Origin of the sequence: Streptomyces cinereoruber (genome assembly GCF_009299385.1) — a bacterium.
Taxonomy (GTDB): domain Bacteria; phylum Actinomycetota; class Actinomycetes; order Streptomycetales; family Streptomycetaceae; genus Streptomyces; species Streptomyces bikiniensis.
In genome coordinates this window covers 4,323,258-4,349,380 of record NZ_CP023693.1, presented here as the reverse complement: position 1 = coordinate 4,349,380, position 26,123 = coordinate 4,323,258, and the positions used below count along the sequence as shown (strand labels likewise).

Here is a 26,123-nt window from a genome sequence, read left to right as displayed (position 1 = left end):
GCCCGGGGCCCGAAGGTACCGCGCCGCGGGGCACGCCCTTCCCGGCGGAGGGAGCCGCCCCCGCGGGAGCGGCCCGGGTCCGCCGCGAGTCCGCCTACGAGTGGCCCAGGTCCTCCAGGACCTCGTCCGGTTCCGTCGTGGAGCCGGAGTCCCTGGCGGGGCGCAGGGGGAAGGCGTCGACGGCCGTCGAGTCGTGGACCGGGGGCGCGGGACGCGGCGGCTTCGGCATGACGGCGGCCTCCGAGTGGCCCCCGCAGCCGTACGCCAGGGAGACGACCCGGCCGTCCGCCGGGGAGAACTCGTTGGCGCAGACGCCGAACGCCTGCTTCAGGGAGCCGGCGAGCGGCATCAGGAAGGCGCAGGACTCACAGGTCGCCGGGGCCGCCTGCGCCATCGGGGTCTTGGCACCGAAGGCCTCGTCCCAGCGGTCCGCGGCCGTGTGCAGGCCATAGCGGGACAGGACCCGGGCACGGCGCATGCCGAGTTCCTCGGCGACCGCGGCGATCGTCCCCCGCACGGGGGTACGGGTCACGATCTCGGCGTCCTCGGCGTCGAGGTGGTCCGACAGCTCCTCCGAGACCGCCGAGTTCGGCGGCGGCGCCTCCTCGCCGGTGTAGCCGGGCTCCAGGCGCGGGTCGTCCTGCTCGGTCGGCAGCAGGTCGCCCGGGCCCATGTCGCCGGGGCGCAGCCGCTCGCTCCACGGCACCCACTCGGGGGCGAGGAGGGAGTCGGGGCCGGGCAGCAGGACGGTTTCGTCAAGCGTGACGTTCTTGGCGCGGGAGGCGCGCGCGACGGTCACCGCCCAGCGCCAGCCCCGGTAGCCGGGCTCCTTGCACTCGAAGAAGTGGGTGACGACGCGGTCGCCCTCCGCGACGACCTCCACGTGGGCGCCCACGATCCCCGGCGCGGCCGCCTCCTCGGCGGCCTCCCGGGCGAGTTCCACCGCCTCGGCGCACAGGCGGTCGGGGGTACGCGTGGCTCGCGGGGCACGCGGGGTACCGCTTCGCGTCGTCGCAGCACTCACAGGTATCGCTTCTCTCCTACGCCGTCTCACAGGTGCGCCGGCCGGGAGGCGGGAGCGAAGCAACGGGCGGCGGGCGGAGCGGACCGGGGGGCCGCATCGACGTCCGCGCCCGACGTGTCTCGCGCGTCTCGGGCACACCTAACGCCATCCATTCTGCGGGATGCCGAAGAGGCGCGCGGCCGAGAGCTTCCGCCGGTGACGCGTTACGCACGCTACCCCGTTCGCGAGCCTCCGCCCACCTGCCCGCCCCAAGAGGCCCGCCGCCCCGCCCCGGGAAGGCCCTCCGCCCGCCCCGGGAGGGGCCCCGTCCGCGGCGCGCCTGCGGTGGGGCGGTACGGCTTCGGGTGGAACGGTACGGCCCCGGAGCGGCACGCCCCCGGCCGAGCCGTACCGCTCCAGGGGCCCGGCAGCCGTCCGCCCGCGTACGGCGCGCGTCCCGTCCCGGGGCGGGGGCGACACGCCCGGAGTGTGTGCCGGGTCCGGGGCGGGGCCCGGTGCGGTCCCGGCTCGTTCGCCGGGCCGCGGGCGCGTCCGGCGGGTCGGGTGTCTCCCGCGTCACGTCACGATTCGTCCCCCGACCTTGGGGCACTATGACGGGGTGGCAGCCGCACGGTCCCCCGCACGATCCGAGGATCACGCCGGGCCGCTCCGGAGAGCGGGCCGGGCGGTCGGGCGTGCCCTGCACCTGCCGTTCACCGGCACCGCGAAGGGCATCCGGAAGGCCACGCACGCGCACGGCGCGGGCGAGTCGGGGCTCGGCAAGCTGATCGAGCTGCACGCCGTGAACGGCGCCGGGGACGTCATGATCACCGTCGCCCTCGCCTCCACCGTCTTCTTCTCCGTGCCGACCGACGAGGCCCGCGGCCGCGTCGCGCTCTACCTCGCCATCACCATGGCCCCGTTCACCCTCCTCGCCCCCGTGATCGGCCCGCTCCTGGACCGCATCCCGCACGGCCGGCGCGCGGCGATGGCGGGCGCGATGGGGACCCGCGCGGTCCTGGCGATCATGATGTCCGGGGCCGTCGCGACCGGCGGCATCGAGCTGTACCCGGCCGCGCTCGGCGTGCTCGTGGCCTCCAAGGCGTACGGGGTGGTCCGCAGCGCGGTCGTGCCCCGACTGCTCCCACCGGACTTCTCGCTCGTGAAGGCGAACTCCAGAGTCACCCTGGCCGGGCTGCTCGCCACCGGGATCGCCGCGCCCGTCGGCGCGGGCCTCCAGATGATCGGCCCCGGCTGGCCGCTGTACGGAGCGTGCGCGCTGTTCCTGCTCGGCGTGTTCTGGGCGCTGCGGATGCCGCCCAAGGTGGACTCCGCGAAGGGCGAGCGGCGGGCGCACCTGCTCACCCACGGCGAGAAGAAGCCGAGCCTGCGGACGGTCGGCCCGGCCGTCCTGCACGGTCTGGCGGCCAACGCGGCCCAGCGCATGCTGTCCGGCTTCCTGATCTTCTTCCTGGCGTTCCTGCTGCGCGAGCACCCGCTCTCCGGGCAGAGCGCCGCCGTCTCCCTCGGCATCGTGGGCGTGGCGGCGGGCGTCGGCAACGCCTGCGGGACGGCGGTCGGCTCGCTGCTACGGGACCGGGGCCACGGCCCCGAGGTGATCATCGCCACGATGATCAGCATCGTGCTCGGGACCGCGATCTGCACGGCGATCTTCTTCGGCGGCGTGATGGTCGCCGTCCTCGGCGCGGTCGCGGGCCTCACCCAGGCCCTGTCGAAGCTGTCCCTGGACGCGCTGATCCAGCGGGACGTGCCGGAGGTGGTGCGGACCTCGGCGTTCGCGCGCTCCGAGACCGCCCTGCAGATGGCGTGGGTGGTGGGCGGCGCGATCGGCATCGCGCTCCCCCTGAACGGCACCCTCGGCATGTCCGTCGCCGCCGCGATCCTCGCCCTGGGCGCCCTCCTGGCCGTCCGCGGCCTCCTCGCGGCCGCCCGCCGCCGCCAGGGCCCGAAGAACCGCTCGAAGACGCGGGTGGCGTGACGGGCGAGGGGTACGGGGCGGTGCGGGGCGGCGCGAAAGGGGCCTCCCGGCGTACGGACGGCCCCGCCCTTCCCGTACGGACGGCCCCGCCTTCCCGTACGGATGGCCCAGCCCTTCTCGTACGCCGGGGCGGCACGCCGTACCCCCGCGTGGCGCGGAAGCGACGGCCCGATAGCCTTCGGCTCATGACCGTTGCGCTCTTCTCCGGCTCGCGCCGCCGGACCGCCGTCGCCCTCGGGGCCGTCTCCGCCGGGCTCCTCGTCCTCTCCGCCTGCGACAAGCCGACCCCGGTCGCGACCCTGACGGTCGGAACCGAGTCGGTCCACTCCGAGGCCGCCTGCTACAACGACGGCGACGCCATCAAGGAGTCGCAGGTCCAGGAGTGCCTGAACAAGAAGGCCGAGAAGACCATCACCGTCGCGGCCGACGACCGGATCCGCTTCGGCGTGGACCCCGAGGTCGCCGACAACGGCTGGACGATCTTCCTCGGCGGCGAGCAGGCCGAGGCCGAGCCGTACAAGAAGACCTACCGGACCATTTCGGCCGGCGCCTTCTTCTCCGCCCAGCCCGGCGAGACCGTGGACCAGACCCAGGTCACCATCGTCGAGAACACCGGCAAGAAGCTGACCGGCGTCTGGCACTTCCAGCTGAAGAAGGAATCCTGATCCGCCGGTGGTCCACCGGATCCTGATCGTGACGGCCGTGGCGGCGGAGGCGGACTCCGTCACCGCCGGCCTCACGACCGCCGCCCCGGAGCACGTCCCGCTGCCCGGGGGGCTCGCCCTGCGCCGCCACGCGGACGGGGACCGCGCGCGCGTCGACGTCCTCGTCGGCGGGGTCGGCCCCGCGGCCGTCGCCGCCGCGACGGGAACGGCCCTGGCGTACGCCGCGCTGACGGGCGGGGCCTCCGGGGAGCGTCCCTACGACCTGCTCGTCTCCGCCGGGATCGCCGGCGGGTTCCGGCCGACCGCCCCCCTCGGGTCCCTCGTCGTCTCGTCCGCGATCGTCGCCGCCGACCTCGGGGCGGAGACCCCCGACGGGTACCTCGCCGTCGACGCGCTCGGCTTCGGCCGCTCCGTCCACCCCGTGCCCGGGGAGCTGACCGGCCGGATCGCCGCCGCCCTGGCCGCCGAGGGCCTGCCGTGCGCCGTCGCGCCCGTCCTCACCGTCTCCACCGTCACCGGCACCGCCCGCCGCGCCGCCGAGCTGGCGGAGCGGCACCCCGGGGCCGCCGCCGAGGCGATGGAGGGCTTCGGCGTCGCCGAGGCCGCCGCCGCGTACGGCGTGCCCGTCGTCGAACTCCGGGCCGTGTCGAACGCCGTCGGCCCCCGCGACCGCGCCGCCTGGCGCATCGGGGACGCCCTGGACGCGCTCCGGCGGGCCGTCCGGCTCCTCGGCCGAACCGTCTTCGTGGAGGCGCCGTGAAACTGAAGATCGCCTACTCGCCCTGTCCGAACGACACCTTCGTCTTCGACGCCTGGGCCCACGGGCGCGTCCCGGACGCCCCCCGGCTCGACGTGACCTTCGCCGACATCGACGTCACCAACGGCTGGGCCGAGAGCGGCACCGACGCGCACGACGTCCTCAAGGTGTCGTACGCCGTGCTGCCCTGGATCCTCGACGAGTACGCCCTGCTGCCCTGCGGCGGCGCCCTGGGCCGGGGCTGCGGTCCGCTCGTCCTGACCCGGCACGCCGGGACCGGCGCCGACCTGGCCGGGAGGACCGTCGCCGTACCGAGCGAGCGCTCGACCGCGTACCTGCTCTTCCGGCTGTGGGCGGCCGAGGCCGTGCCCGGCGGGGTCGGCGAGGTGGTCGTGATGCCGTTCCACGAGATCATGCCCGCCGTCCGCGACGGCAAGGTCGACGCGGGGCTCGTCATCCACGAGGCCCGCTTCACGTACCAGGAGTACGGGCTGCACCGGCTCGCCGACATGGGCGAGCACTGGGAGACGACGACCGGACTGCCGATCCCGCTCGGCGCGATCGTCGCCCGCCGCTCGCTCGGCGCGGACACCCTCCGGCGGCTCGCCGAGTCGGCCCGTACGTCCGTGCGGATGGCCTGGGACGACCCGGACGCCTCCCGGCCGTACGTCATGGAGCACGCGCAGGAGATGGACCCGAAGGTGGCGGACCAGCACATCGGCCTGTACGTGAACGAGTTCACGGCCGACCTCGGCGAGCACGGCTACGCGGCGGTCCGCGGGCTGCTCACGCGCGCCGCGGCCGAGGGACTCGTACCGCCCCTCGGCCCGGACGCGCTCGCCTTCCCGTAAAACGGGTCAGACGTCGAGCTGGTCCGCGACCGCCCGCAGCAGGCCGGCGATCTTCTTGCCCGCCGCCTTCTCCGGGTAGCGGCCGCGCTCCAGCATCGGCGTGATGTTCTCCAGGAGCGTCGTCAGGTCCTGCACGATGGACGCGAGTTCGTCCGGCTTGCGGCGCTGGGCCGCGGCGACGGACGGGGTGGGGTCGAGGATCGTGACGGACAGCGCCTGGTCGCCGCGCTGGCCGGCGACGACGCCGAACTCCACCCGCTGGCCCGGCTTCAGCGCCTCGACTCCGGCGGGGAGCACCGACGAGTGGACGAAGACGTCGCCGCCGTCGTCACGGGAGAGGAAGCCGAAGCCCTTCTCGCTGTTGAACCATTTCACCTTGCCGGTAGGCACGTCCGTCCTCGTCCTCGTCGATGGGGATGGCAAACAGCGGGTCGACCGACCCGCCGGCACCAAGGCTAATGGTCCGGGGGCCGGTGACAAGACGTCGCCGATGTGTTCCTACGGCCTGGGAACTACCCTGGCCGAATGCGTGATGAAACCCCCGCCGTGCCGGTGGACGACAGTGCCCCGGGTGACGGCCTCGTCAAGGCCGGTGGCATCGTGTTCGTGATCGGCGCGGTCGCGACGCTGGTCACCGTGGCTCCGCTGTTCCTCGGGACGGACCCGTTCCCCACCGTCGCGTACACCGTCTCCATGCTGATGGGGGTCGGGTTCCTCGTCGCCGGCGCCGGTGTGATGCGCTCGATCGCGGCCCAGCGGCGCCAGGCCAAGGCGGGCGCGGGCGCGTCCGCTCAGGCCAGGTAGCCCTCCCACCAGGCACGGAAGTCCGTCAGGTCCGTCAGGACCACGTCCGCGCCGGCCTCCCGCAGCTCCTCGGCGGGGCAGGGGCCGGTCGCCACGGCCACCGAGAGGGCGTTCGCCGCGGCGGCGCCCCGGACGTCACCGGTGTGGTCGCCCACGTACACACGGGCGCCGTGGGCGCGCAGGGCCTCCGCCTTGCCCTCGGCCCACAGGCCGCCGACGACCGCGTCGGGCTCGATGCCGAGGCGCGCGAAGTGCAGCTCGGCGTGCGGGCCGTTCTTGGCGGTGACGACGAGCGTCCGGCCGCCCGCCTCGCGGACGGCCCGGAGCGCGTCCTCGGCGCCCGGCATCGGGACGGTGGGCTCGATCGCGTGCTCCGGGTAGAGCGCCCGGTAGCGGGCCGCCATCTCCGGGACGCGCTCCTGCGGGAACCAGTACGCCATCTCGTGCTCCAGCGGCGGCCCGAGGCGGGTCACGACGAGGTCGGCGTCGATCGCGACACCGGTGTCGGCGGCGAACGCCTCCCAGGTGGCCCTGATGCCGGGGCGGGTGTCGAGGAGGGTCAGGTCGAGGTCGAATCCGACGGTGAGGTGTCCGGGGGCGGGGGCTGAGGCGGGGGTCGAGGTCATGGGCCCATTCTGGGCCAGGCGTTCGGACGCGGGGGCGGGTGTCCAGGGCCGTGAGGTCGGCGCCCCGGAGGTCGCACGGGGTCCGAGACGCCTCAGGAGCGGGGAGCCGGGTGCCCCGGGGACGTGGAGTCGAGCGCGTCGGGGGCACGGGGCCGAGGTTGCTCAGGCGCGTCGGGCGGGCGTTTTCGTACGGGCGGGTCCGGGTGGTTCAGTGCTTGCGGGAGCGCCACAGCAGGAACAGGGCCGACGCGATCGCCGCCCCCCGCAGGACCCACGGCCACGTCTCCGCGACCGCCGCGCCCATCGCCTCCCCGCCCGGGGCCACCGGGTCGCCCCAGCGGCCCTGGACCCGCCCCCACAGCCAGAGCGCCCCGGAGCCGGCGGCGAGGCCCGGGATCACCAGGACCGCGCCCTTGACCTCGCCGGGGGTCAGCCGGCGGGAGGCGTACGCGAGGAGCCAGCCCGCGGCGAGGGCGAGGAGCGAACCGAAGACGGCGCCGCCGAGCAGGAGCAGGGCGGCGAGCAGCACGAAGGGGCTGGCGAGGCGGGGGCGGGGCGGGGCCTCCACCTCGGGGGCCGGTCCCGGCTCCGAAACCTGGGCGGTCTTGCGCGGGCGCAGGAGCCGGGCGAGCAGTCGGCGCTTCCCGGAGGCGGGGGCCCCGCCCTCCGCCTCCTCCTCGTCCTCCTCGGGGACGGGCGGCCGGAAGAGGTCCGGGCGCTCGACCCCGCCGACGAAGCCGGGGATGCCGTCGGCGGCGTCCTCCGTCCGCCACCAGTCGGGTTCCTCCGGGCCGTCGAAGGCGCCCCCGTCCATCCCGCCGTGGAACAGCGGCCGGTCCGGGGCCGACACGCCGGGGCGAGGAGCCGGGATTCCGGGCTTGTCGGGGGCGGGACGGGGGCGGGGCGCCCGGACGGCGGAGCCGGTGTCGCCCCCGCGCGGCTGCGGCACCGGGTCCCGGGTCTCCCCCGGTTTCCCGGCGCCCTCCGGCGCCCCCGCGCGGTCCACGACCTCGTCCGGGGTGCCCAGGGCGCCGAGGATGCCCCGTACCGCCGCGGGGGTCTCCTCGCCGTGGGTGGCGCGCCGGCGGTCGATCTCGTTCCGAAGGGTCGAGACGAGCCGCGCGCGGTCGCTCGCCGGCAGGTGGCGCTGCTGGGCCAGATCGCCGACCCGGCTCAGGTAGTCGTAGACCAACTGGTCGCTCTCGATGCCCACGGTGTCCCTCCACGGCCGGTTCGCCCGGTACGGCCCGACGTTAGCGCCTGCGCAGCGGTTAACGTGGTCCGGATGGGGATCGGCGAGCTCGACCGGGAGGCGCACGTGGCCGAGGGGACTGGCGCCGCGGCGCCCCGCACGCTCGCGGAGGCGCTCCGCGCGCGGGGCGACGAAGGACTCGCCGCGCTGCTGCGCGCCCGCCCGGACCTGCTGAACCCCGTACCGAACGACCTGACGCAGCTGGCGACCCGCGCCGGGACGCGGGGCTCGGTGGTGCGGGCCCTGGAGCGGCTCGACCGGTTCGCGCTCCAGACGGCCGAGGCGCTCGCCGTCGCCCCGGACCCGGCCCCGTACCCCGTACTCCTCGCCCTGCTCACCGGCGACGAGGGCGATCCGGCGATCGAGGCGGCGCTGCCGGGCGCGGTGGCGCTGCTGCGCGAGCAGGCGCTCGTGTGGGGCGAGGACGACCGGCTGCGGCTCGTACGGACCGCGCGGGAGCTGCTCTCGCCGTCGCCGCAGCACCCCTCGCCGACCGGGCTCGGGCCGACCGTCGCCGAGGCGACGTCCGGGATGTCGCCGGGCCGGGTGCAGGAGATCATCGCGGCGGCCGGGCTCCCCGCGACGCACGACCCGGTGTCGGCGGTGGCGGCCCTGACCGGGCTCTTCACCGACCGGGCCCGGATGGGCGCGCTCCTCGACGGGGCGCCGCCGGAGGCGCTGGCGGTCCTGGACCGGCTCGTGTGGGGGCCGCCGTACGGCGAGGTGACGGCGAACCCGGCCCCGCCCGTGCGCTGGCTGCGCGACCGGGGCCTGCTGCTCCCCGTGTCGGCGCGGACGATGGTGCTGCCGCGCGAGGTGGCGCTGCACCTGCGGGGCGGACGGGCGCACCGGGCGCCGGAGCCGGCGGCGCCGGAGGTGGCCGTCCTGCGCGAGCACCGTCCCCAGGTGGTGGACGGCGCGGCGGCCGGGCAGGCGTACACGGCGCTGGCGACCGTCGAGGAGTTGCTGAAGTCGTGGGACAAGGGGGGTCCGCAGGTGCTGCGGGCGGGCGGCCTCTCGGTACGGGACCTCAGACGGACCGCCGCCGCCCTGGACGTGACGGAGCAGGTCGCGGCCTTCTGGCTGGAGCTCTGCCACGGGGCGGGGCTGCTCGCCTCGGACGGGGAGGCGGACGAGCGGTACGCGCCGACGCCCGCCTACGACGACTGGCTGGACCTGCCGCCCGCCGAGCGCTGGGCCCGGCTCGTCACGCCCTGGCTCGCCTCGACCCGCACGTCGGGCCTGGTCGGCGGGCAGGACGCGAAGGGGCGCGCGCTCTCGGCGCTCGGCCCGGACCTGGACCGGGCGGCCGCGCCCGAGGTCCGGCACCGGGTGCTCGGCCTCCTGGCGACGCTGCCGCCGGGCGCGGCGGCCGACCCGGAGACGCTGTTCGCACGGCTGCGGTGGGAGCGGCCGCTGCGGGGGGCGGGTACTGCCGGTCCCGCGGGCTCCGGTGCCGAGGGCGCCGGCCCCGCCCTCCCCGACGACCTGCGGTCCCGGCTCGCGCGCTGGGCGCTCGCGGAGGCCGAACTGCTCGGGCTCACCGGCCGGGGCGCCCTGTCGGCCCCGGCGCGGGCGCTGCTCAACCTGCCGCTGGCCGAGGCCGCGTCGCCGGCCGACGAGGGCGGCGGGGTCGAGGAGTCGGTGGCCGCCGAGCGGGCGGCGACGCTGCTGGCGCCGCTGCTGCCGGAGGCCGTCGACCACGTGCTGCTCCAGGCCGACCTGACGGCGGTCGCGCCCGGGCCGCTGCGGCGGCCCCTGGCGGACGCGCTCGCGGTCCTCGCGGACGTGGAGTCGAAGGGTGGCGCAACGGTGTACCGGTTCACGCCCGGTTCCGTACGGCGGGCGCTCGACTCCGGGCTGACCGCGTCCGACCTGCACGACTTCCTCGCCGCGCACTCCCGCACGCCGGTGCCGCAGCCGCTCGCGTACCTGGTGGACGACGTGGCCCGGCGCCACGGGCACCTGCGGGTGGGGGCGGCGTCCGCGTACGTGCGCTGCGACGACGACACCGTCCTCGGCGAGATCCTGGCCGACCGGCGCTCGGCCGCGCTGGGTCTGCGGCGCCTGGCGCCGACCGTGCTCGCCGCGCAGACGGACCCGGCGGCGCTGCTCGACGGGCTGCGGGCGATGGGGTACGCCCCGGCGGCCGAGTCGGCGGAGGGGGACGTCCTGGTCACGCGCGCCGACGCGTACCGCACGCCCGCGCGTACGGCCCCCGTGCCCGTCCCGGAGGGGCCGCCCGCCCCGGACGCGACCCTCCTGCACGCGGCGGTGAAGGCGATCCGGGCGGGCGACCGGGCGGCGACGGCGGTCCGCCGGGAGCCGTCGGCCCCGACGCCGGCCGGTTCGCTCCCCCGGACCTCGTCCGCGGAGACCCTGGCGACCGTCCAGGCGGCCGCGATGACCGGCTCGGCGGTCTGGATCGGCTACGTGAACGCGGACGGCGCGGCGAGCCAGCGCGTCATCGCCCCGGTCCGCGTGGAGGGCGGCTTCGTGACGGGCTACGACCACACGGCCGACGAGATGCGCACGTATCCGCTGCACCGGATCACGGGGGTGGCGGAACTGGCGGACGACCAGGTGTGACGGGTCCGGGCCCCGCCCTCAACGGCGCGGGGCCACCAGGGCTCCGGGGTCGAGCTTCAGCGGGAACGGCGCCTCCACGGCCGTCTCGCGTCCGGCCTCGGCGACGAGCCGCTCCACGTAGTGGCCGTCCCGCAGCTCGGAGACGACGAGCGCGGGCACGGGCTCCAGCTCCAGGCGCCACAGGTGTTCGATGCCGGCCTCCGCGTAGTACGGCGGTTTGAGCAGCCGGTCCGTACGGCGGCCGGAGGACGACGGGGAGACGATCTCGACGACGAGGAGCACGGCGTCGGCGTCGCACGTCACCGGGTTCTCGGCGGCGGCAGCGGCATCGACCACCACGATGTCGGGGATGAACAGTCCGTCGGGAAGGACCACGTTCACGGCTTCGAGCACTTCGGCGGACGCGCCGGCCGCCTGGACCGCGGAGTCGAGCAGGTTCCACAGCCGCGACGAGGCCCGCTGGTGCAGGAATCCCGGAGCCGGTGACATCAAGAGTGCTTCCCCCATCAATTCGCGACGCTCACCACGGTCCTCCCCCAGAGCCAGGACCTCCTCTATCGTCCAAGGCCCGTAATGCGGATCGTGAGCCACGCCCATCTCTCGCCACCTCCCTCGCGCGGAAACCGGTGCCCCCAGTGTGGCAGCCCCTGCCGACATCGGCCCCGCATCAGGCAGACTGGAGGATTGGCCGTCGTCGGAGCGGCCCGGGAAGGATCTGATCGCGCGTGAACGGACCACTGATCGTCCAGAGCGACAAGACGCTGCTCCTGGAGGTCGACCACGAGCTGGCCGAGGCGTGTCGGCGGGCCATCGCGCCCTTCGCGGAGCTGGAGCGGGCGCCGGAGCACATCCACACGTATCGCGTGACGCCGCTCGGGCTGTGGAACGCGCGGGCCGCCGGGCACGACGCCGAGCAGGTCGTGGACGCGCTCGTGGAGTACTCGCGCTACCCCGTGCCGCACGCGCTGCTCGTGGACGTCGCCGAGACGATGGACCGGTACGGGCGGCTGACGCTCTCCAAGCACCCCGTGCACGGGCTCGTGCTCACCACCACCGACCGGCCCGTCCTGGAGGAGATCCTCCGGTCGAAGAAGGTGCAGCCGCTGGTCGGGGAGCGGATCGACCCGGACACCGTGGCCGTGCACCCCTCCGAGCGCGGGCAGATCAAGCAGACCCTGCTGAAGCTGGGCTGGCCGGCCGAGGACCTCGCCGGGTACGTGGACGGGGAGGCGCACCGGATCGACCTCGCCGAGGACGGCTGGAGCCTGCGGCCGTACCAGAAGCAGGCCGTGGAGGGCTTCTGGCACGGCGGTTCCGGCGTCGTCGTGCTGCCCTGCGGCGCGGGCAAGACGCTGGTCGGCGCCGGGGCGATGGCCGAGGCGAAGGCCACGACCCTGATCCTGGTGACCAACACCGTCTCCGCCCGGCAGTGGAAGCACGAGCTGGTGAAGCGGACCTCGCTCACCGAGGACGAGATCGGCGAGTACAGCGGGACGAAGAAGGAGATCCGGCCCGTCACCATCGCCACCTACCAGGTGCTCACCACCCGCCGGAAGGGCGTCTATCCGCACCTGGAGCTGTTCGACTCCCGCGACTGGGGCCTCATCGTCTACGACGAGGTGCACCTGCTGCCCGCGCCCGTCTTCAAGTTCACCGCCGACCTCCAGGCCCGCCGCCGCCTCGGCCTCACCGCCACCCTCGTGCGCGAGGACGGGCGCGAGTCGGACGTGTTCTCGCTGATCGGGCCCAAGCGGTTCGACGCGCCGTGGAAGGAGATCGAGGCGCAGGGGTACATCGCGCCCGCCGACTGCGTCGAGGTCCGGGTGAACCTCACCGACTCGGAGCGGCTCGCGTACGCGACGGCCGAGCCGGAGGAGAAGTACCGCTTCTGCGCGACGACGGCGACGAAGCGGAAGGTGACGGAGGCGCTGGTGAGGAAGTTCGCCGGGCAGCAGACCCTCGTCATCGGGCAGTACATCGACCAGCTGGACGAGCTGGGCGAGCACCTCGACGCGCCGGTCATCAAGGGCGAGACCTCGAACAAGGAACGGGAGCGGCTCTTCGACGCCTTCCGCACCGGCGAGATCAGCGTGCTCGTCGTCTCGAAGGTCGCGAACTTCTCGATCGACCTGCCCGAGGCGACGGTCGCCATCCAGGTGTCCGGCACCTTCGGCTCCCGGCAGGAGGAGGCCCAGCGCCTGGGCCGGGTGCTGCGGCCGAAGGCCGACGGCCACCAGGCGCACTTCTACTCGGTGGTCGCCCGGGACACCATCGACCAGGACTTCGCGGCGCACCGGCAGCGGTTCCTGGCGGAGCAGGGGTACGCGTACCGGATCGTGGACGCGGACGAGCTGCTGGCGCCGTAGCGCGCCGCTCAGTCCAGGGCGGCGAGGACCGGGGCCGCGAAGGCCAGGGCGTACTGGGCGGCGACGAGCGCGCGGCGGGGCACGGCGAGGGCGGCCGTGCCCGCGGCGGCGCCGAGGGCCAGGGACCAGAGGCCGGCCGTGAGGAGGCCGCCGCCCACGCCGTCGCCCTCGACGGCGTCGACGAGCCCGAGAACGGCGGTGAGCACCAGGCACCCGGCGAGGAGGAGGAACCCGCAGAGCGCGAGGACGCGGAGGGCGCGGGTGTTCGGGGCGGTGGGGTCGGGAGCGGTGGGGCCGGGGAGGTCGGTGGGGGCGGGGAGGTCGGCTGCGGGGGTCGTCGGCGTCGTCATGGGCCGATCACATCAAGGGGCGCCGGGGTGGCGCCAGGCGTCGCGGTACTCAGCCGGGCGGGGCGCGTACTCAGAGCGGGGCACCTCGGAAGGGGCACTCGGCAGGCCCCTGCTCGGAGCGGGCCACGCGGCAGGGCGCGTCCTCAGGTGGACGTGCGCTCGGGCGCGTACCTCGGGCGGGGGTCTCTCACCCCCGCCTCCGGCGGGCCGTAGTCGCCGAGGAGGACGACGCCGGCCGCGGCGCCGCCGAAGGCGCGTATCGCGCGGAGGGCGAGGCCCACGCGGTGGAGGCGGGGGGCGGTGGTCACGAGGGTGAAGGTCGTCGCGGACATGTTTCCATGATGCAATCCGGACATTGCGAACACATCGGCCTGAGGGTCGAGCCGGGGCGGGGCCGGGGTCCGACGTGAGGTCTACCCCGTCCCCTACGGGGTGGATCCCGGCGGAATCCGTTCGCACCGCGCCCCGCCCAGGGTCTACACTCGCCAGCTTCCCCGCCTCCCTCCGTGGAGAGCCGCCGCCCGGTCGGAAACCGGCGGCCACTTCGCCGTGTCCGTGTATCCGTCCCGGAGGCTCCGCCGTGTCCGTGTCCGTACCCGAAGTCGACCAGCCGCCGTCCGCCGACGATCCGCTCGCGCGCGAGCGCGCCCATCTGGCCGCCTCCCGTGCCGCCCTGCGCGCGATGCGCGAGGACGTGCAGGCGCTCGACATCAAGGACGTCACCGCGAACTGGGTGAACGCGGTCGTCCTGGAGCGGCAGATCGAGGACCGGATCAAGGCGCTGGCCGACCTGGCCGGGACGCCGCTGTTCTTCGGGCGGCTCGACTACCTGCACACCACGCAGGAGGGGCAACGGTTCTACATCGGGCGGCGGCACGTGCACGACGCCGACGGCGATCCGATGGTGATCGACTGGCGCGCCCCGGTGTCGCAGCCGTTCTACCGGGCCTCGCGCAAGGACCCGCAGGACGTGGGGCTGCGGCGCCGCTTCGGCTACACGGGCGGCGAGCTCACCGCGTACGAGGACGAGCACCTGTCCGACCCCGAGGAGCTGGAGCGCACCAGCCGGCTGCTCCAGGCGGAGATCGAGCGGCCGCGCGTGGGTCCCATGCGGGACATCGTGGCGACGATCCAGCCCGAGCAGGACGAGATCGTCCGGTCCGACCTGTCGGGGTCGGTGTGCGTACAGGGAGGGCCCGGGACCGGCAAGACGGCCGTGGGCCTGCACCGTGTCGCGTACCTGCTCTACGCGCACCGGGAGCGGCTGGCCCGCACCGGGACGCTGGTCGTCGGGCCGAACCGTTCCTTCCTCCAGTACATCGAGCAAGTACTGCCCGCACTCGGCGAGTTGGAGGTCAAGCAGGCGACGGTGGACGACCTCGTGGCGCACGTCGAGGTGCGCGGCACCGACGCGGCGGCGACGGCGGTCGTGAAGGGCGACGCCCGGATGGCGGAGGTGCTGCGGCGGGCGGTCCGCTCGCACGTGAGGCTGCCGGAGGAGTCCCTGATGGTGGTGCGCGGCTCGCGCCGCTGGCGGGTCCCGGCGTACGAGATCGAGGAGATGGTGCGGGAGCTGCTCGACCGGGACATCCGGTACGGGGCGGCCCGCGAGGCGCTTCCGCAGCGGATCGCGCACGCCGTGCTCGTCCGGATGGAGCAGGCGGGCGAGGCGCCGGACGACCGGGTGCAGAACGCGGTCGCGCGGAACGCGGCGGTGAAGGCGGTCGTGAAGGAGTGCTGGCCGCCGGTGGACCCGGCGAAGCTGGTGCTGCGGCTGCTGAGCGATGCCGGCTTCCTGGCCGAGCACGCCGAGGGGGTGCTGACGGAGGACGAGCAGAAGCTGCTGCTGTGGGACAAGCCGGCCCGGAGCGTGAAGACGGCGAAGTGGTCGGCGGCGGACGCGGTGCTCGTGGACGAGGCGAAGGACCTGGTGGAGCGGACGCACTCGCTCGGGCACGTGGTCCTGGACGAGGCGCAGGACCTGTCCCCGATGCAGTACCGGGCGGTGGGGCGGCGCTGCACGACCGGTTCGGCGACCGTCCTGGGCGACCTGGCGCAGGGGACGACGCCGTGGGCGACGGGGAGCTGGGCGCAGGCGCTCGGGCACCTGGGGAAGCCGGAGGCGGTGGTCGAGGAGCTGACGGCCGGCTTCCGCGTGCCGCGCGAGGTCATCGCGTACGCCTCGCGGCTGCTTCCGCACATGTCACCGGGGCTCGCGCCGGTGGAGTCGGTGCGGGAGAACCCCGGTTCGCTCGCGGTCCGGTCCAGTCGCGCGGAGGACCTGGACGCGGACGTCGTCGCGGCCTGCGTCGAGGCGCTGGGCCACGAGGGCTCGATCGGCCTGATCGCCGCCGACGCGCGGATCGCGCCGCTCGCGGAGGCGTTGGCGGCGGCGGGGCTCACGTACCTCTCGCCCGGTGAGGAGACGACGGCCGAGTCCCGGCTGACGCTGGTCCCGGCGTCGCTCGCGAAGGGTCTGGAGTACGACTACGTGGTCCTGGACGAGCCGGCGGCGGTCGTGGACGGCGAGCCCGACGAGCGGACGGGTCTGCGCCGGTTGTACGTGGCGCTGACGCGTGCGGTGTCGGGGCTGACGGTCGTCCACTCCGCGCCGGTGCCGGAGCAGTTGGGGGCAGTGTGACCGCCCCTCAGGGGAAGTCCGCCAAGGCCTCGACGTGGGTGCGGTGGGCGACGGACGCCAGGACCGGGTTCTTCTCCCGGTAGTACGCCTCGGTGACGACGCCCCAGCACAGGGCCCAGCCCCGGCCGCGGGCCCAGGTGGCGTCGTCGACGCGGGAGGCCTCGCGGAAGAGGGGGCGGGTGTCGGCGGTGAGGAGCGACCAGGCGGCCATCATGTCGCAGGCCGGGTCGCCCGTGCCGAGGCCGCCGAAGTCGATGACGGCGTGCAGGCGCCCGTCGCGGGTGAGGAGGTTGCCGGGGAGCAGGTCGGCGTGGACCCAGACGGGTGCGCCCCGCCACCGCGGGAGCCGGAGCACCGCCTCCCAGGCCTCGGTGACGGCGGCGGCGGCGAGCGTGCCGTCCGCGCCGAGGGCCGCGATCGCCGGGGCCATGGCGCCCTTCTCCCAGTCGGTGACCGGGCCGCCCCGGAAGGACCTCGGGCCGCCGGTCGCGTCCGCCGCGCGCAGGGAGACGCCGAAGCGGCCCAACTCGACTGCGGCGTGGGCGAGATCGGTGATCGGGGCGTCGTACGCGTCGTCCCCGTCGAGCCACCGGTAGACCGTCCAGGGCCGCTCGAAGCCCTCCCCCGGCACGCCGTGTCCGACGGGCTCGGGGACGGGGAGCGTCAGGTGCGGGGCGAGACGCGGCAGCCAGTACCGCTCCTTCTCGGCCTGCCCCTCGGTCCACTCGGCCTTCGGCAGGCGTACGGCGAGGTCGTCGCCGAGCCGGTACATGGCGTTGTCCGTCCCCGCCGAGTCCACGGCCCGCACGGGCAGGCCGGCCCATTCGGGGAACTGGGCGGCGATCAGACGCCGGACGAGGGCGGGGTCGATGGCGGGATCCATGGTGGGGGAAGCGGGCATGCGGGCGAGGCTAGTTGTCCGCGTGCGGCGGGGACGAAGGGTTTTCCGCGTGCGGTGAGGGGGCTTCCGTGTGCGACGGGGGCGGGGTGGCTTCCGTGCGTTCCCGTGGTCGGTCGAGGATCAAGTCGCCCGCGCGGACGAGGACTTCGAGGCGGGTGCGTCCCTCGTGGTCGGCGGCGAGGAAGTGGTGGCCGATCGCGACGCAGAAGGCGACGAGGCTGCGGGCCTCGACCTCGTCGGGGTCGGAGCAGAAGCTGCCGATCATCTCGCGCAGCAGCTCCATGCGCCGGTTGTCGACCCGGCGCAGGCGCTCGGCGACGGCCCCGTCGCGGCGGGCCCAGTCGCGGACCGCGAGGTCGATGGGGCGCAGCCGGTCGCCGGAGAAGGTGAGCATGCCGGCGAGGGTGATCCGCTCCCTGGCGTCGCCGTCGGCGCGGGCGACGCGGTCGATCACCTCGTCGGTGGCCTCCCGCTCCCAGGTGTCGAGCATGGCCCCGAGGAGGGCGTCTCGGTCGGCGAAGTACCCGTAGAAACCGCCCTTGGTGACGCCGAGTCGCTTGGCGAGGGCCTCGACCCTGACGGCGTCGGGGCCGCCGTCGGCGAGGGCCCGCAGGCCCTCCTCGACCCAGCGGTCACGGGGTGTGCGCGCAGCTCCCACGGTGTGTTCCACCTCACTCGTCGGCCGAATATACGCATCCGTACATCCGGCCTGGCATGGTTGTCGTACGTGACTTTTGTACGCCAGCGTATAAAGCGCGCACCAGGGGAAGGGCGGTACAGGCTCATGAAGCTTCCTGTCTCGGAGCACACCCGGCGGCCGTGGCGGATCCACGCGTACGCCCACGACTTCGCGGTCGAGGACGTCTGGTCCTACCGCACGCCCGGCGCCGGTCCCGACGACTTCCCCGTGATGCTCGCCGCGATGGTGGAGGACGGCGGGTTCTCGCGGCAGTCGGCGCCGGCCCGGTTCCTGTTCTCGGTGCGGTGGAAGCTGGGCGCCCTGCTGGGCTGGGACGATCCGCGGGCGGGCCTGGGGACGCGGGTGCGGTCGCTGCGCGAGCGGATGCCGGAGGAGCTGACCGGGACGGTGGGGTCCGAGCCCGGCGGCAGCCCGTTCACCCCGCTGTACGAGCTTCCCGACGAGTGCGCCCGCGAGCTCGCGAACAGGACCGTCCACACCGTCATGCACCTGGGGTGGGTCGAGGCGGCGGACGGCGACCACGAGCTGCGGATGGCGGTCCTGGTGAAGGCCAACGGGCGGTTCGGGAGGCTGTACATGTCCCTGATCGCGCCGTTCCGGTACCTGATCGTCTACCCGTCGCTGACCCGCCAGTTCGAACGCGCCTGGCGGGAGCGGGCGGCGGGGCGTTCCTGACGAGGGGTACGACGACCACGCACCGGCCCGTCAGGGCTCCCCCGTCAGGACTCCAGCGGCGCGTCCACCGCCTCGCGCCACGTGCGGACCGCGGCCGCCGAGACCGGGGCCGTCCAGCCCTCGGGGCGGGCCGCGCCGCCGATGTGGAAGGCGTCGAGGCCGGCCGCGCGCAGTTCGGGGAGGTGGTCGAGGCGGAGGCCGCCGCCGACGAGGATGCGGGCCTCGTAGCCGGGCTCGCCCGTGCGGGCGGCCTCGGCCTTGAGGGTGGCGAGGCCGTCGTCGACGCCGGTGGCGGAGCCGGCCGTGAGGTAGGTGTCCAGGCCCGGCAGGTCCGCGAGGCTCTTGCGCAGGCCGTCGCGGTCGGCGGCGCGGTCGATCGCCCGGTGGAAGGTCCAGCGGCAGCCGTCGAGGACGGCGATCAGCCGCTCGACGGCGACCAGGTCCGGCGCGCCGTCGGGGGTGAGGAAGCCGAGGACGAACTCGTCCGCGCCCGCCTCCCGGAGGTCGGCGGCGCGCGCCACGAGGGCGTCGACGCCCTCGGGACCGCCGGCCGAGAAACCGTCGGCGAGCCGGAGCATCACGCGCAGCGGGATGTCGACGGCGGCACGGATCGCGGCGAAGCCGGCCCCGGACGGGGTGAGCCCGTCCGCCGCCATGTCGGTGACGAGTTCGAGCCGGTCGGCGCCGCCGGTCTGGGCGGCGACCGCGTCCTGCTCGTCGAGGGCGATCACCTCAAGAACTGCACGGTTGCTCATCGAAGCCCATTCCTCCATGAATGACGGCTATAGGTCTAGTCCAATGACCAGCCTAGCCGTGCTCGTGGCCGCCCGCACCGTGCTCGGCCTCACCATCTGCGGAAACGGGTACCCCGGAACCGGCCGCCCGTACCGCGGGGGCCGACCGTACCGCGGGGGACGCCGTCCGCGCCTCCGCACCCTCCGGCCCACACGCCCGCCGCCCCCCGGTTCACATGCCCGCCGCCCCCTCCCGGTCCGCGTGCCCTCCGCCCTCGTGACCCGTGCGCTCGTCGACCACCGGGGTCTTCGCGGGGGCGTCGAAGGGGCCGACGGTCGCACCGACCCCGTACGCGGCCCCGAAGGTCGCGGCGAGCGCCGCGGCAAAGGCGGCGATCCTCACACCGGTGTTCATGACTGTTCTCCCATGGGTCCAGGTCGTCCGTGGATGGCGCGGGCAGTCGCGCACCGGACCGCCCTATGCACTTCACCATACCCCCGGGGGGTATCAAATCAAACCCGCGATCCGCTTGCCTTGGATACGGGAGGGGGGTATACATGGAGACAGGAACGGGTACCCCCCTAGGGTATCCATGACAGAAAACGCCAGAGGACGACAGAGACAGAGGAGAAAGCCATGGGCTCCTGCTGCACCCCCGACCACAGCTGCTCGACCGGCGCGGAGAGCGCGGGCGGCACGGCCGTCGCCGTCGCCGAGACGGTCACCGTCACCGACACCACGACCGCCTACGCCGTCTCCGGCATGACCTGCGGCCACTGCCGCACCGCGATCACGGGCGCCGTCGGCGCGCTCCCCGGCGTCGTCTCCGTGGACGTCGACGTCGCCGGCGGCCTGGTGACCGTGACCACCGGCGGCGCGCCCGACGACGCCGCGATCGCCGCGGCCGTCGACGACGCGGGCTACGAGCTGACCGGCCGCGCCTGACCGGCCCCGGTCCACCCGGGGCCCGGACCCCGCCGCCCCGCCCGGGCCCCGGACCCGCACCCGACCACCCCCGCACCCCGTCCCGTACCCCACGAGGAGCAGAGTCCATGGCAACGACGACATCCGGCACGGCTCAGGTCGAGCTCGCCATCGGCGGCATGACCTGCGCCTCGTGCGCGGCCCGCATCGAGAAGAAGCTCAACCGCATGGACGGGGTCGAGGCCACCGTCAACTACGCCACCGAGAAGGCGAAGGTCACCTTCGACGCGGGCGCGGGCGTCGGTGTCGGCGACCTCATCGCCACCGTCGAGGCCACCGGCTACACCGCCGCCGAACCCGAACCCCCGAGGGACGAGGCCGCCGACGCCGTCGACGCCGACGAGGAGCGGGCCGACGAGGAGCTGCGCCCCCTCCGGCAGCGGCTCGTCACCGCCGTCGTCCTCGCCGTCCCCGTCGTCGCCATGGCGATGGTGCCGGCCCTCCAGTTCCAGTACTGGCAGTGGCTGAGCCTCACGCTCGCCGCGCCGGTCGTCGTCTACGCCGCCTGGCCCTTCCACAAGGCCGCCTGGACCAACGCCAGGCACGGCGCGGCCACCATGGACACCCTGATCTCGGTCGGTACGGGCGCCGCGTTCCTGTGGTCGCTGTGGGCGCTGTTCTTCGGCACCGCCGGCATGCCCGGCATGACGCACCCCTTCGAGTTCACGATCGCCCGCACCGACGGCGCCGGGAACATCTACCTGGAGGCCGCCGCCGGCGTCACCGCCTTCATCCTGGCCGGCCGGTACTTCGAGGCCCGCTCCAAGCGGAAGGCGGGCGCCGCGCTCAAGGCCCTGATGCGGCTGGGCGCCAAGGAGGTCACCGTCCTGAAGGACGGCCGGGAGGTCACCGTACCGATCGCCGGACTCCGCGTCGGGGACCGCTTCCTGGTCCGGCCCGGCGAGAAGATCGCCACCGACGGGACCGTGGTCGAGGGCTCGTCCGCCGTGGACGCCTCCATGCTCACCGGGGAGTCCGTCCCGGTCGAGGTCGGCGTCGGGGACGCCGTCACCGGCGCCACCCTGAACGCCGGCGGCCGGCTCGTGGTCGAGGCCACCCGCGTCGGCTCCGACACCCAGCTCGCCCGGATGGCGAAGCTGGTCGAGGACGCGCAGAACGGCAAGGCCGCCGCCCAGCGCCTCGCCGACCGCATCTCGGCCGTCTTCGTGCCGGTCGTCATCGCGCTCGCCCTCGGCACCCTCGGCTTCTGGCTCGGCAGCGGACAGGGCCTCACCGCCGCGTTCACCGCCGCCGTCGCCGTCCTGATCATCGCCTGCCCGTGCGCCCTGGGCCTGGCCACCCCGACCGCCCTCATGGTCGGCACCGGGCGCGGCGCGCAGCTCGGCATCCTCATCAAGGGCCCCGAGGTCCTGGAGACCACCCGCCGGGTCGACACGATCGTCCTGGACAAGACCGGCACCGTCACCACCGGCCGGATGACCCTCCTCGCGGTCCACACCGCCGACGACGTGGACGAGAAGGACGCGCTGCGGCTCGCGGGCGCCCTGGAGCACTCCTCCGAGCACCCGATCGCCCGGGCGGTCGCCACCGGCGCGGCCGACCGGGTCGGCACCCTGCCCGTCCCCGAGGACTTCGCGAACGTCCCCGGCCTCGGCGTGCAGGGCGTGGTCGAGGGCCACGCGGTCCTCGTCGGCCGCGAAAAGCTCCTGGAGGAGTGGGCGATGGCCCTCCCGGCCGGCCTCAAGTCCGCGAAGGACGCGGCCGAGGCGGCGGGGCGGACCGCCGTCGCCGTCGCCTGGGACGGGGAGGCGCGCGCGGTCCTGGAGGTCGCGGACGCCGTCAAGGACACCAGCGCCGAGGCGATCCGGCGGCTGCGCGGGCTCGGCCTCACCCCGATCCTGCTCACCGGCGACAACCGGGCGGTCGCGGAGGCGGTCGCCGCCGAGGTCGGCATCGAGGAGGTGATCGCGGAGGTCATGCCGCAGGACAAGGTGGACGTCGTCAAGCGCCTCCAGGCGGAGGGCCGTTCGGTCGCGATGGTCGGCGACGGCGTGAACGACGCCGCCGCGCTCGCCCAGGCCGATCTGGGCCTGGCGATGGGCACGGGCACGGACGCCGCCATCGAGGCCGGCGACCTGACCCTCGTACGGGGGGACCTGCGGGCGGCGGCCGACGCGATCCGGCTCTCCCGCCGGACCCTCGGCACGATCCGCTCGAACCTCTTCTGGGCCTTCGCCTACAACGTGGCGGCGCTGCCGCTCGCCGCGGCCGGCCTGCTCAACCCGATGATCGCGGGCGCGGCCATGGCCTTCTCGTCGGTCTTCGTGGTCGGCAACAGCCTGCGGCTGCGGGGGTTCAGGGCGGCGGAGGGCTGAGGGACGGGGGTGTCGTACGGGTGCGGGGCTTGGGGCCGGGGCCGTCCGGGAGCGGACGGCCCCGGCCCCGTGGGCGTACTACCCCGTGACGATCCGTGCGACCGCGACGGCGACGCCGAGGTGGGCGGTGACGAGCACGAACCATTCGTAGGCGCCGAGGCGTGGGCGGTGGCGGGCCATGAGACGCCAGTCGTGGACCCCGAGCGCGACGGTGAACAGGAGCAGCGGGGCCCACAGGAGGGCCCACCAGGACCAGACCCCGCCGAACCTCAGCACGGCGCACACGATCGCGACGAGCAGACTCGTCAGGTACCAGCTCGGCTTCTCCGCGTCCGCCGTGCCGCTCTCCGGCGCACCGCCCCCCGCCGTACCGTCCTCCGGTGCCGCCACCGGGACGCTTCCTTCTTCCGCGCGCATCCGCTTCCACTCCCCGTACGCAGGTCGACGTACAGCCCCGGAAACGGCCTGGTCAGGGCCTTTCGGGCTGTACCGGCAACGTAACCCGGCGCGTTCGCCCGGTCAAAGGACCTTCGGGGTGGGGGCTTTCGCGACGAGGCGCGTTCGGGGAGCGGTCTTCCCGGTGCGTCCCTAGGATCGCCCCATGGCCTCTCACCCCTGCTCCCGTCCGGGGACCTCGTCCCTCTCCCTCTGGTCCCGGGGCTCGTTCCTCTCCATCGGTTCCGTGGGCTCGATGCTCTCCATCGGCTCGGTGGGCTCCTTCCTCTCCGTCGGATCGGTCGGCTCCGCCCACTCGTTCGCCTCGATCGGCTCCTGGGCGAGCGCCGGATCGGTCGGCTCGGCCCTCTCGGTCGGCTCGGTCCTGTCCTGGCGCTCGCGCGGCGGCCTCCTGGCGGCGGGGGCGCTCGTGGCACTGGCGGGAGCGGCGGCCCTGACCTCGGGGACACGACGGAACCGCTGACCGGCCGGACCGCTCACGCCCCGCCCTCAGACCACCACCCCCACCGCCAGCGCCACGATCAGCGCGCTCGACGCGAGGGCCGTCGCCAGGCGGCCTCGGGGGCCCGTGACGGCGCGGCCCAGGAGGGTGCCCGTGCCGGCCAGGAGGAGTTGCCAGCTCGCGGAGGCGGCGAAGGCGGCGAGGACGAAGGCGGTCGCTTCGGCCGGGCCCGTCGCCGGGCGGCCGCCGAGGACGAGGGCGGTGAAGTAGAGCACGGTCAGGGGGTTGAGGACCGTGATCCCCAGGAAGGCGAGGAACGCGCGCCGGGGAGCGGCCCGGAGCGCCCGTCCCGGGGCCGTACCGCTTCGGTACGCCCGTACGGCACTCCGCGCGGAGTGCGTCGCGAGGGCGACGAGGACCAGGGCCGAGCCCAGGCGCAGCGGGGTCGCCACCGGGGCGAGGAGGGGGACGAGGGCCGTGCCGCCGAGGACGGCGAGCAGGGCGTACAGCCCGTCGGCGGTGGCGACGCCGAGCGCCGCGCCCGCGCCCGTACGCCACGGGGAACGGGCCGCGACCGCCACCAGGTGGGCGCCGACCGCGCCGACCGGGATCGCGATGCCGTAGCCGGCGAGCAGGCCGGCCACCACCGCGTCCGCCGTCACGCGACGGCGGGGATCGCGCCTCCCGGGGTGCCGGCCCGCTGCTGTCGGCGGTAGGCGGCGCCGTCCTCCGTACGGGAGAGGAAGCCGCCGGTCACGAGGTAGCGGCGCAGGGCCGGGAAGTCCTCGTGCACGCCCTTCAGCGCCTCGTTGACCTCGGGCTCGCGGTAGGTCCGGCCGTCCTCGAAGAGGGTCGCGGCGAGGTGCGCGAGCAGCGCCTCGCGGCGGGCGGCCCGGCGCGGGATCGCCTTGAGTCGCCCGTCGGCGGCGAACAGGTCCGCGACGGAGAGGTCCGCGACGGAGGGCGGGGAGGAGGGGTGACTGGTCATGGACGAAGAGCCTGGTCCTCGGCACCCGTCCGCCGCAAAGGGTTTTCGACGGTCCCGCGTGCGCCGTCAGCGCAGGATGACGTTCACGGCCTGCTGCACCGTCGGCAGCATCGACGAGATGCCGGCCCGCTCCATGATCGGCCGCGCCCGCTCCACGAAGGCGAGGAACTGCTCCTCGGAGTCCCAGAAGTCCACGACCTTCCACCCCCCGTCCCCGTCGGGCCCGGCCGCGTGCGCGACGAGCCCGTCCGCCGGGAACCAGTCGACCCCCTCGAACTGCCGCATGACCTCTTCGTACTGCTCCCGGGTCCCCCCGGGGATCTCGACGGTGACGATGACGGCCATGGTGTCGCTCCTGTACGCGTGGGAAGGGTTCCCGGCCAGGAGACCAGCCGCCCCCGGGCTCCGCACGGGGGCGGGGCCGAACGGGCGAGGGGGCGCGTCGGGATCACACCGGGACGAGCCGCACCCGGGCGCCGCACAGCCTGCTCATGTCGTCGATGACCACGGGCCGCTGCTGACGGAGAGCGGCCTCCGCAACCGCCGCGATGAACGCGGAACCGGTGCGTTGCCCGCGCGAAGACACTCAGACCGTGTGCGTCCGCGCGAACGCGGTGAAGGCGGACCAGGCGGCCGGGGCGGCGGTCAGCTCGCCCCGGGCGTGGTCCTTGGTGTCCCGGACGTGGACGAGGGGGAGGTTGTCGGCGACCTCGACGCAGGCGTCGTTGGTGTTGCCGCTGTACGTGCTCTTGTGCCAGTTCGGAGAGGTCTCAGTCATCGTGTTCCTTCGCAATGGCACGCATCAGTTCGAGAGACGCCCGGACGCTCAGGGCATCCTGTTGCAGGAGATCATAGACCCGCTGAAACTGCAGGACCTCAGTGCGATCCTCGGTGTAACTGCCCGTGCTGAAACCCTCCGTGTACGCGCCTCGATCGCCTTTCGGAAGGGTGAGGAGCGCAAAGGAACCGGCTACGGGCACACCACGCATGGGGAACACCTGGATGTTCACGTTGGGGCGTTCGCACATGGTGAGCAGGTGCTCGATCTGCTCCCGCATCGCCTGCCTGCCCCCGGTCTCACGACGTAGACAGGCCTCGTCCAGAACGGTCACCATCCAGGGAGGATCGGGCCGTTCGAGAACGATCTGTCGCTCCAGACGGCCCTGCACGTAATCACCGATCAGGCTCGGAGCACCCGCGAGTCCGGCCTCCATCGCTCCGCGCGCGTAACCGGCGGTCTGGAGCAACCCCGGTACCACGATGGAGAATTCGTGAATGGCGGTGGCTTCGAGCTGGCGGCGCAGATAGATCTTCGCGTAGTCGCGGACGCTCTGCTGGCTCACGAGTTTCACCAGGTTCACCAAGGAGTCGGGCGCAAGCTGGAGTACGACCTCCAGCTTCTTCGCCAGGTCCCGGTCCGGCGGATCCTCGCCCCGCTCGATCTCGGAGATCCGAGTGGTGCTGCTGAAGACCTTCGCCGCCAGGTACGTCTGCGTCCACTCGCGCCCGAGCGCGAGCCGGGCTTCACGGACCATGTTCCCGAGGTACTGCTCGACGCTGTCACCGGGTTCTAGATCGTGCCGCCCTGGCATATGCCCCGTTCCCCACCTGCGCAATGGAACCCAACTCCTGGTGAGCGTAGGCCCGCACGCGCCATCGTGAAGGTGTCCCGGAGGAGATCCATCAGAAAGAGAGCCCTCCATGAGCGCACCCCTGCCCCCACCCCCCTCCCGCCCCGTCTCCGAGGCGGAGGCCACCCGTGTCTACCGCGACCTCAAGGACGCCATGGAGACCGCCGGACTCCCCACGAGCGGGCTCTACCGGGACGTCACGCGCGGGCCCGCCGGTGACGTCCACCGGTACGGGCTCGGGACCGTCGGCATCGGCGGCGCCAAGCGGCTCGCCGTGCTGCTGCGGACCGCGCGGGCGGCCGGCCGGTGAGGCACTACCGGGTCGGCGACGTCGTGACCGACGCACAGCGGGCGCTCACCGGGCAAGTCCGT

The 26,123-nt window shown here is 74.4% G+C and carries 30 protein-coding genes and 1 pseudogene; 13 read left to right on the top strand and 18 right to left on the bottom strand.

The window, feature by feature from the left end:
• Window positions 1-94: 94 nt before the first annotated feature.
• Window positions 95-1,024 carry a DUF3027 domain-containing protein gene (locus tag CP977_RS19580; RefSeq protein ID WP_152370567.1) on the bottom strand — a complete coding sequence of 310 codons (930 nt, stop codon included), beginning with the start codon at window positions 1,022-1,024 and terminating at the stop codon, window positions 95-97.
• A 598-nt stretch (window positions 1,025-1,622) separates the two neighbouring features.
• Here CP977_RS19580 and CP977_RS19570 point away from each other — a divergent pair.
• From CP977_RS19570 to CP977_RS19555, 4 genes are all read left to right on the top strand, one after another.
• Window positions 1,623-3,002, top strand: coding sequence for an MFS transporter (locus CP977_RS19570; RefSeq protein ID WP_062753116.1), 1,380 nt, complete (start codon window positions 1,623-1,625; stop codon window positions 3,000-3,002).
• Window positions 3,003-3,187: 185 nt separating this feature from the next.
• Window positions 3,188-3,667, top strand: a complete 480-nt coding sequence (locus tag CP977_RS19565) for a hypothetical protein (protein WP_062753118.1) — start codon at window positions 3,188-3,190, stop codon at window positions 3,665-3,667.
• A 7-nt stretch (window positions 3,668-3,674) separates the two neighbouring features.
• Window positions 3,675-4,427, top strand: a complete 753-nt coding sequence (locus tag CP977_RS19560) for a futalosine hydrolase (RefSeq protein WP_062753120.1) — start codon at window positions 3,675-3,677, stop codon at window positions 4,425-4,427.
• Window positions 4,424-5,275 carry a 1,4-dihydroxy-6-naphtoate synthase gene (locus CP977_RS19555; protein ID WP_062753123.1) on the top strand — a complete coding sequence of 284 codons (852 nt, stop codon included), beginning with the start codon at window positions 4,424-4,426 and terminating at the stop codon, window positions 5,273-5,275. Before CP977_RS19560 ends, CP977_RS19555 begins: the two co-directional genes overlap by 4 nt.
• 6 nt (window positions 5,276-5,281) lie before the next feature.
• Here CP977_RS19555 and CP977_RS35225 read toward each other — a convergent pair whose 3' ends face one another.
• Complete coding sequence (locus tag CP977_RS35225) at window positions 5,282-5,665, bottom strand: cold-shock protein (RefSeq protein WP_062753125.1); 384 nt, start codon at window positions 5,663-5,665, stop codon at window positions 5,282-5,284.
• A gap of 135 nt (window positions 5,666-5,800) precedes the next feature.
• Here CP977_RS35225 and CP977_RS19545 point away from each other — a divergent pair, with 135 nt between their 5' ends.
• Window positions 5,801-6,079: a hypothetical protein gene (locus CP977_RS19545; protein WP_062753127.1), complete on the top strand. Its 279-nt coding sequence runs from the start codon at window positions 5,801-5,803 to the stop codon at window positions 6,077-6,079.
• Here the strand turns inward: CP977_RS19545 and CP977_RS19540 are convergent.
• Window positions 6,067-6,705, bottom strand: a complete 639-nt coding sequence (locus CP977_RS19540) for an HAD family hydrolase (RefSeq protein WP_152370566.1) — start codon at window positions 6,703-6,705, stop codon at window positions 6,067-6,069. The two genes, CP977_RS19545 and CP977_RS19540, sit on opposite strands and share 13 nt — an antisense overlap.
• Before the next feature lie 208 nt (window positions 6,706-6,913).
• A complete protein-coding gene (locus CP977_RS19535) occupies window positions 6,914-7,918 on the bottom strand; it encodes a hypothetical protein (protein WP_152370565.1) in 1,005 nt (334 codons plus the stop codon).
• Between the two features lie 72 nt (window positions 7,919-7,990).
• Between CP977_RS19535 and CP977_RS19530 the strand changes: the two genes are divergently transcribed.
• On the top strand, window positions 7,991-10,546 hold the full coding sequence (locus CP977_RS19530; protein ID WP_152370564.1) for a helicase C-terminal domain-containing protein: 2,556 nt from the start codon (window positions 7,991-7,993) through the stop codon (window positions 10,544-10,546).
• Between the two features lie 18 nt (window positions 10,547-10,564).
• Here CP977_RS19530 and CP977_RS19525 read toward each other — a convergent pair whose 3' ends face one another.
• The gene (locus CP977_RS19525; protein WP_062753137.1) at window positions 10,565-11,143 is read right to left on the bottom strand and encodes a Uma2 family endonuclease; all 579 of its coding nucleotides are present in this window, start codon (window positions 11,141-11,143) and stop codon (window positions 10,565-10,567) included.
• A gap of 128 nt (window positions 11,144-11,271) precedes the next feature.
• On the opposite strand from CP977_RS19525, the gene CP977_RS19520 reads away from it, so the two are divergent.
• Window positions 11,272-12,912 carry a DNA repair helicase XPB gene (locus CP977_RS19520; RefSeq protein WP_062753139.1) on the top strand — a complete coding sequence of 547 codons (1,641 nt, stop codon included), beginning with the start codon at window positions 11,272-11,274 and terminating at the stop codon, window positions 12,910-12,912.
• An 8-nt stretch (window positions 12,913-12,920) separates the two neighbouring features.
• Here the strand turns inward: CP977_RS19520 and CP977_RS19515 are convergent, their stop codons facing one another.
• Together CP977_RS19515 and CP977_RS19510 are read right to left on the bottom strand one after the other, a co-directional pair.
• On the bottom strand, window positions 12,921-13,262 hold the full coding sequence (locus CP977_RS19515) for a hypothetical protein (RefSeq protein ID WP_062753141.1): 342 nt from the start codon (window positions 13,260-13,262) through the stop codon (window positions 12,921-12,923).
• A 143-nt stretch (window positions 13,263-13,405) separates the two neighbouring features.
• Window positions 13,406-13,594 carry a hypothetical protein gene (locus CP977_RS19510; RefSeq protein WP_030222743.1) on the bottom strand — a complete coding sequence of 63 codons (189 nt, stop codon included), beginning with the start codon at window positions 13,592-13,594 and terminating at the stop codon, window positions 13,406-13,408.
• A gap of 254 nt (window positions 13,595-13,848) precedes the next feature.
• Between CP977_RS19510 and CP977_RS19505 the strand changes: the two genes are divergently transcribed.
• The gene (locus CP977_RS19505) at window positions 13,849-15,903 is read left to right on the top strand and encodes a HelD family protein (protein WP_152370563.1); all 2,055 of its coding nucleotides are present in this window, start codon (window positions 13,849-13,851) and stop codon (window positions 15,901-15,903) included.
• Window positions 15,904-15,910: 7 nt separating this feature from the next.
• Here the strand turns inward: CP977_RS19505 and CP977_RS19500 are convergent, their stop codons facing one another.
• Together CP977_RS19500 and CP977_RS19495 are read right to left on the bottom strand one after the other, a co-directional pair.
• Complete coding sequence (locus CP977_RS19500) at window positions 15,911-16,804, bottom strand: aminoglycoside phosphotransferase family protein (RefSeq protein ID WP_062753143.1); 894 nt, start codon at window positions 16,802-16,804, stop codon at window positions 15,911-15,913.
• 10 nt (window positions 16,805-16,814) lie between these two features.
• Entirely contained in the window at window positions 16,815-17,462 is a 648-nt protein-coding gene (locus tag CP977_RS19495; RefSeq protein WP_104860679.1) for a TetR/AcrR family transcriptional regulator, read from the bottom strand.
• A gap of 126 nt (window positions 17,463-17,588) precedes the next feature.
• Here CP977_RS19495 and CP977_RS19490 point away from each other — a divergent pair, with 126 nt between their 5' ends.
• Window positions 17,589-18,179: a DUF2867 domain-containing protein gene (locus CP977_RS19490; RefSeq protein WP_152370562.1), complete on the top strand. Its 591-nt coding sequence runs from the start codon at window positions 17,589-17,591 to the stop codon at window positions 18,177-18,179.
• 44 nt (window positions 18,180-18,223) lie between these two features.
• Here the strand turns inward: CP977_RS19490 and CP977_RS19485 are convergent, their stop codons facing one another.
• Entirely contained in the window at window positions 18,224-18,934 is a 711-nt protein-coding gene (locus CP977_RS19485) for a copper homeostasis protein CutC (protein ID WP_062753147.1), read from the bottom strand.
• A gap of 211 nt (window positions 18,935-19,145) precedes the next feature.
• Window positions 19,146-19,328 carry a hypothetical protein gene (locus CP977_RS19480; RefSeq protein WP_152370561.1) on the bottom strand — a complete coding sequence of 61 codons (183 nt, stop codon included), beginning with the start codon at window positions 19,326-19,328 and terminating at the stop codon, window positions 19,146-19,148.
• 222 nt (window positions 19,329-19,550) lie between these two features.
• Here CP977_RS19480 and CP977_RS19475 point away from each other — a divergent pair, with 222 nt between their 5' ends.
• On the top strand, window positions 19,551-19,859 hold the full coding sequence (locus CP977_RS19475; protein ID WP_152370560.1) for a cation transporter: 309 nt from the start codon (window positions 19,551-19,553) through the stop codon (window positions 19,857-19,859).
• 107 nt (window positions 19,860-19,966) lie between these two features.
• Window positions 19,967-22,234: a heavy metal translocating P-type ATPase gene (locus tag CP977_RS19470; protein WP_152370559.1), complete on the top strand. Its 2,268-nt coding sequence runs from the start codon at window positions 19,967-19,969 to the stop codon at window positions 22,232-22,234.
• Window positions 22,235-22,312: 78 nt separating this feature from the next.
• Here CP977_RS19470 and CP977_RS19465 read toward each other — a convergent pair whose 3' ends face one another.
• The gene (locus tag CP977_RS19465) at window positions 22,313-22,624 is read right to left on the bottom strand and encodes a hypothetical protein (RefSeq protein ID WP_109185075.1); all 312 of its coding nucleotides are present in this window, start codon (window positions 22,622-22,624) and stop codon (window positions 22,313-22,315) included.
• A 211-nt stretch (window positions 22,625-22,835) separates the two neighbouring features.
• Between CP977_RS19465 and CP977_RS19460 the strand changes: the two genes are divergently transcribed.
• Entirely contained in the window at window positions 22,836-23,153 is a 318-nt protein-coding gene (locus CP977_RS19460; protein ID WP_152370558.1) for a hypothetical protein, read from the top strand.
• A gap of 26 nt (window positions 23,154-23,179) precedes the next feature.
• Here the strand turns inward: CP977_RS19460 and CP977_RS19455 are convergent, their stop codons facing one another.
• The 6 genes and pseudogenes from CP977_RS19455 to CP977_RS19430 all read right to left on the bottom strand — a co-directional run bounded on the left by CP977_RS19455 (window position 23,180) and on the right by CP977_RS19430 (window position 25,655).
• A complete protein-coding gene (locus CP977_RS19455; protein ID WP_152370557.1) occupies window positions 23,180-23,794 on the bottom strand; it encodes a LysE family transporter in 615 nt (204 codons plus the stop codon).
• Window positions 23,791-24,120 (bottom strand): DUF2087 domain-containing protein, encoded by a 330-nt coding sequence (locus tag CP977_RS19450; RefSeq protein WP_152370556.1) that lies wholly within the window; start codon window positions 24,118-24,120, stop codon window positions 23,791-23,793. The genes CP977_RS19455 and CP977_RS19450 overlap by 4 nt, the downstream gene beginning before the upstream one ends.
• A 66-nt stretch (window positions 24,121-24,186) precedes the next feature.
• Window positions 24,187-24,465, bottom strand: a complete 279-nt coding sequence (locus CP977_RS19445; RefSeq protein ID WP_062753163.1) for a PIN domain-containing protein — start codon at window positions 24,463-24,465, stop codon at window positions 24,187-24,189.
• A gap of 103 nt (window positions 24,466-24,568) precedes the next feature.
• Window positions 24,569-24,676 (bottom strand): annotated as a pseudogene (locus tag CP977_RS34870) (DNA-binding protein); the annotation flags it as partial.
• Window positions 24,677-24,706: 30 nt separating this feature from the next.
• Entirely contained in the window at window positions 24,707-24,898 is a 192-nt protein-coding gene (locus CP977_RS19435) for a DUF397 domain-containing protein (protein ID WP_109185073.1), read from the bottom strand.
• The gene (locus CP977_RS19430) at window positions 24,891-25,655 is read right to left on the bottom strand and encodes a helix-turn-helix domain-containing protein (protein WP_229991416.1); all 765 of its coding nucleotides are present in this window, start codon (window positions 25,653-25,655) and stop codon (window positions 24,891-24,893) included. The genes CP977_RS19435 and CP977_RS19430 overlap by 8 nt, the downstream gene beginning before the upstream one ends.
• A gap of 166 nt (window positions 25,656-25,821) precedes the next feature.
• On the opposite strand from CP977_RS19430, the gene CP977_RS19425 reads away from it, so the two are divergent.
• Window positions 25,822-26,061: a hypothetical protein gene (locus CP977_RS19425; protein WP_062753169.1), complete on the top strand. Its 240-nt coding sequence runs from the start codon at window positions 25,822-25,824 to the stop codon at window positions 26,059-26,061.
• The last annotated feature ends 62 nt before the right edge of the window (window positions 26,062-26,123 follow it).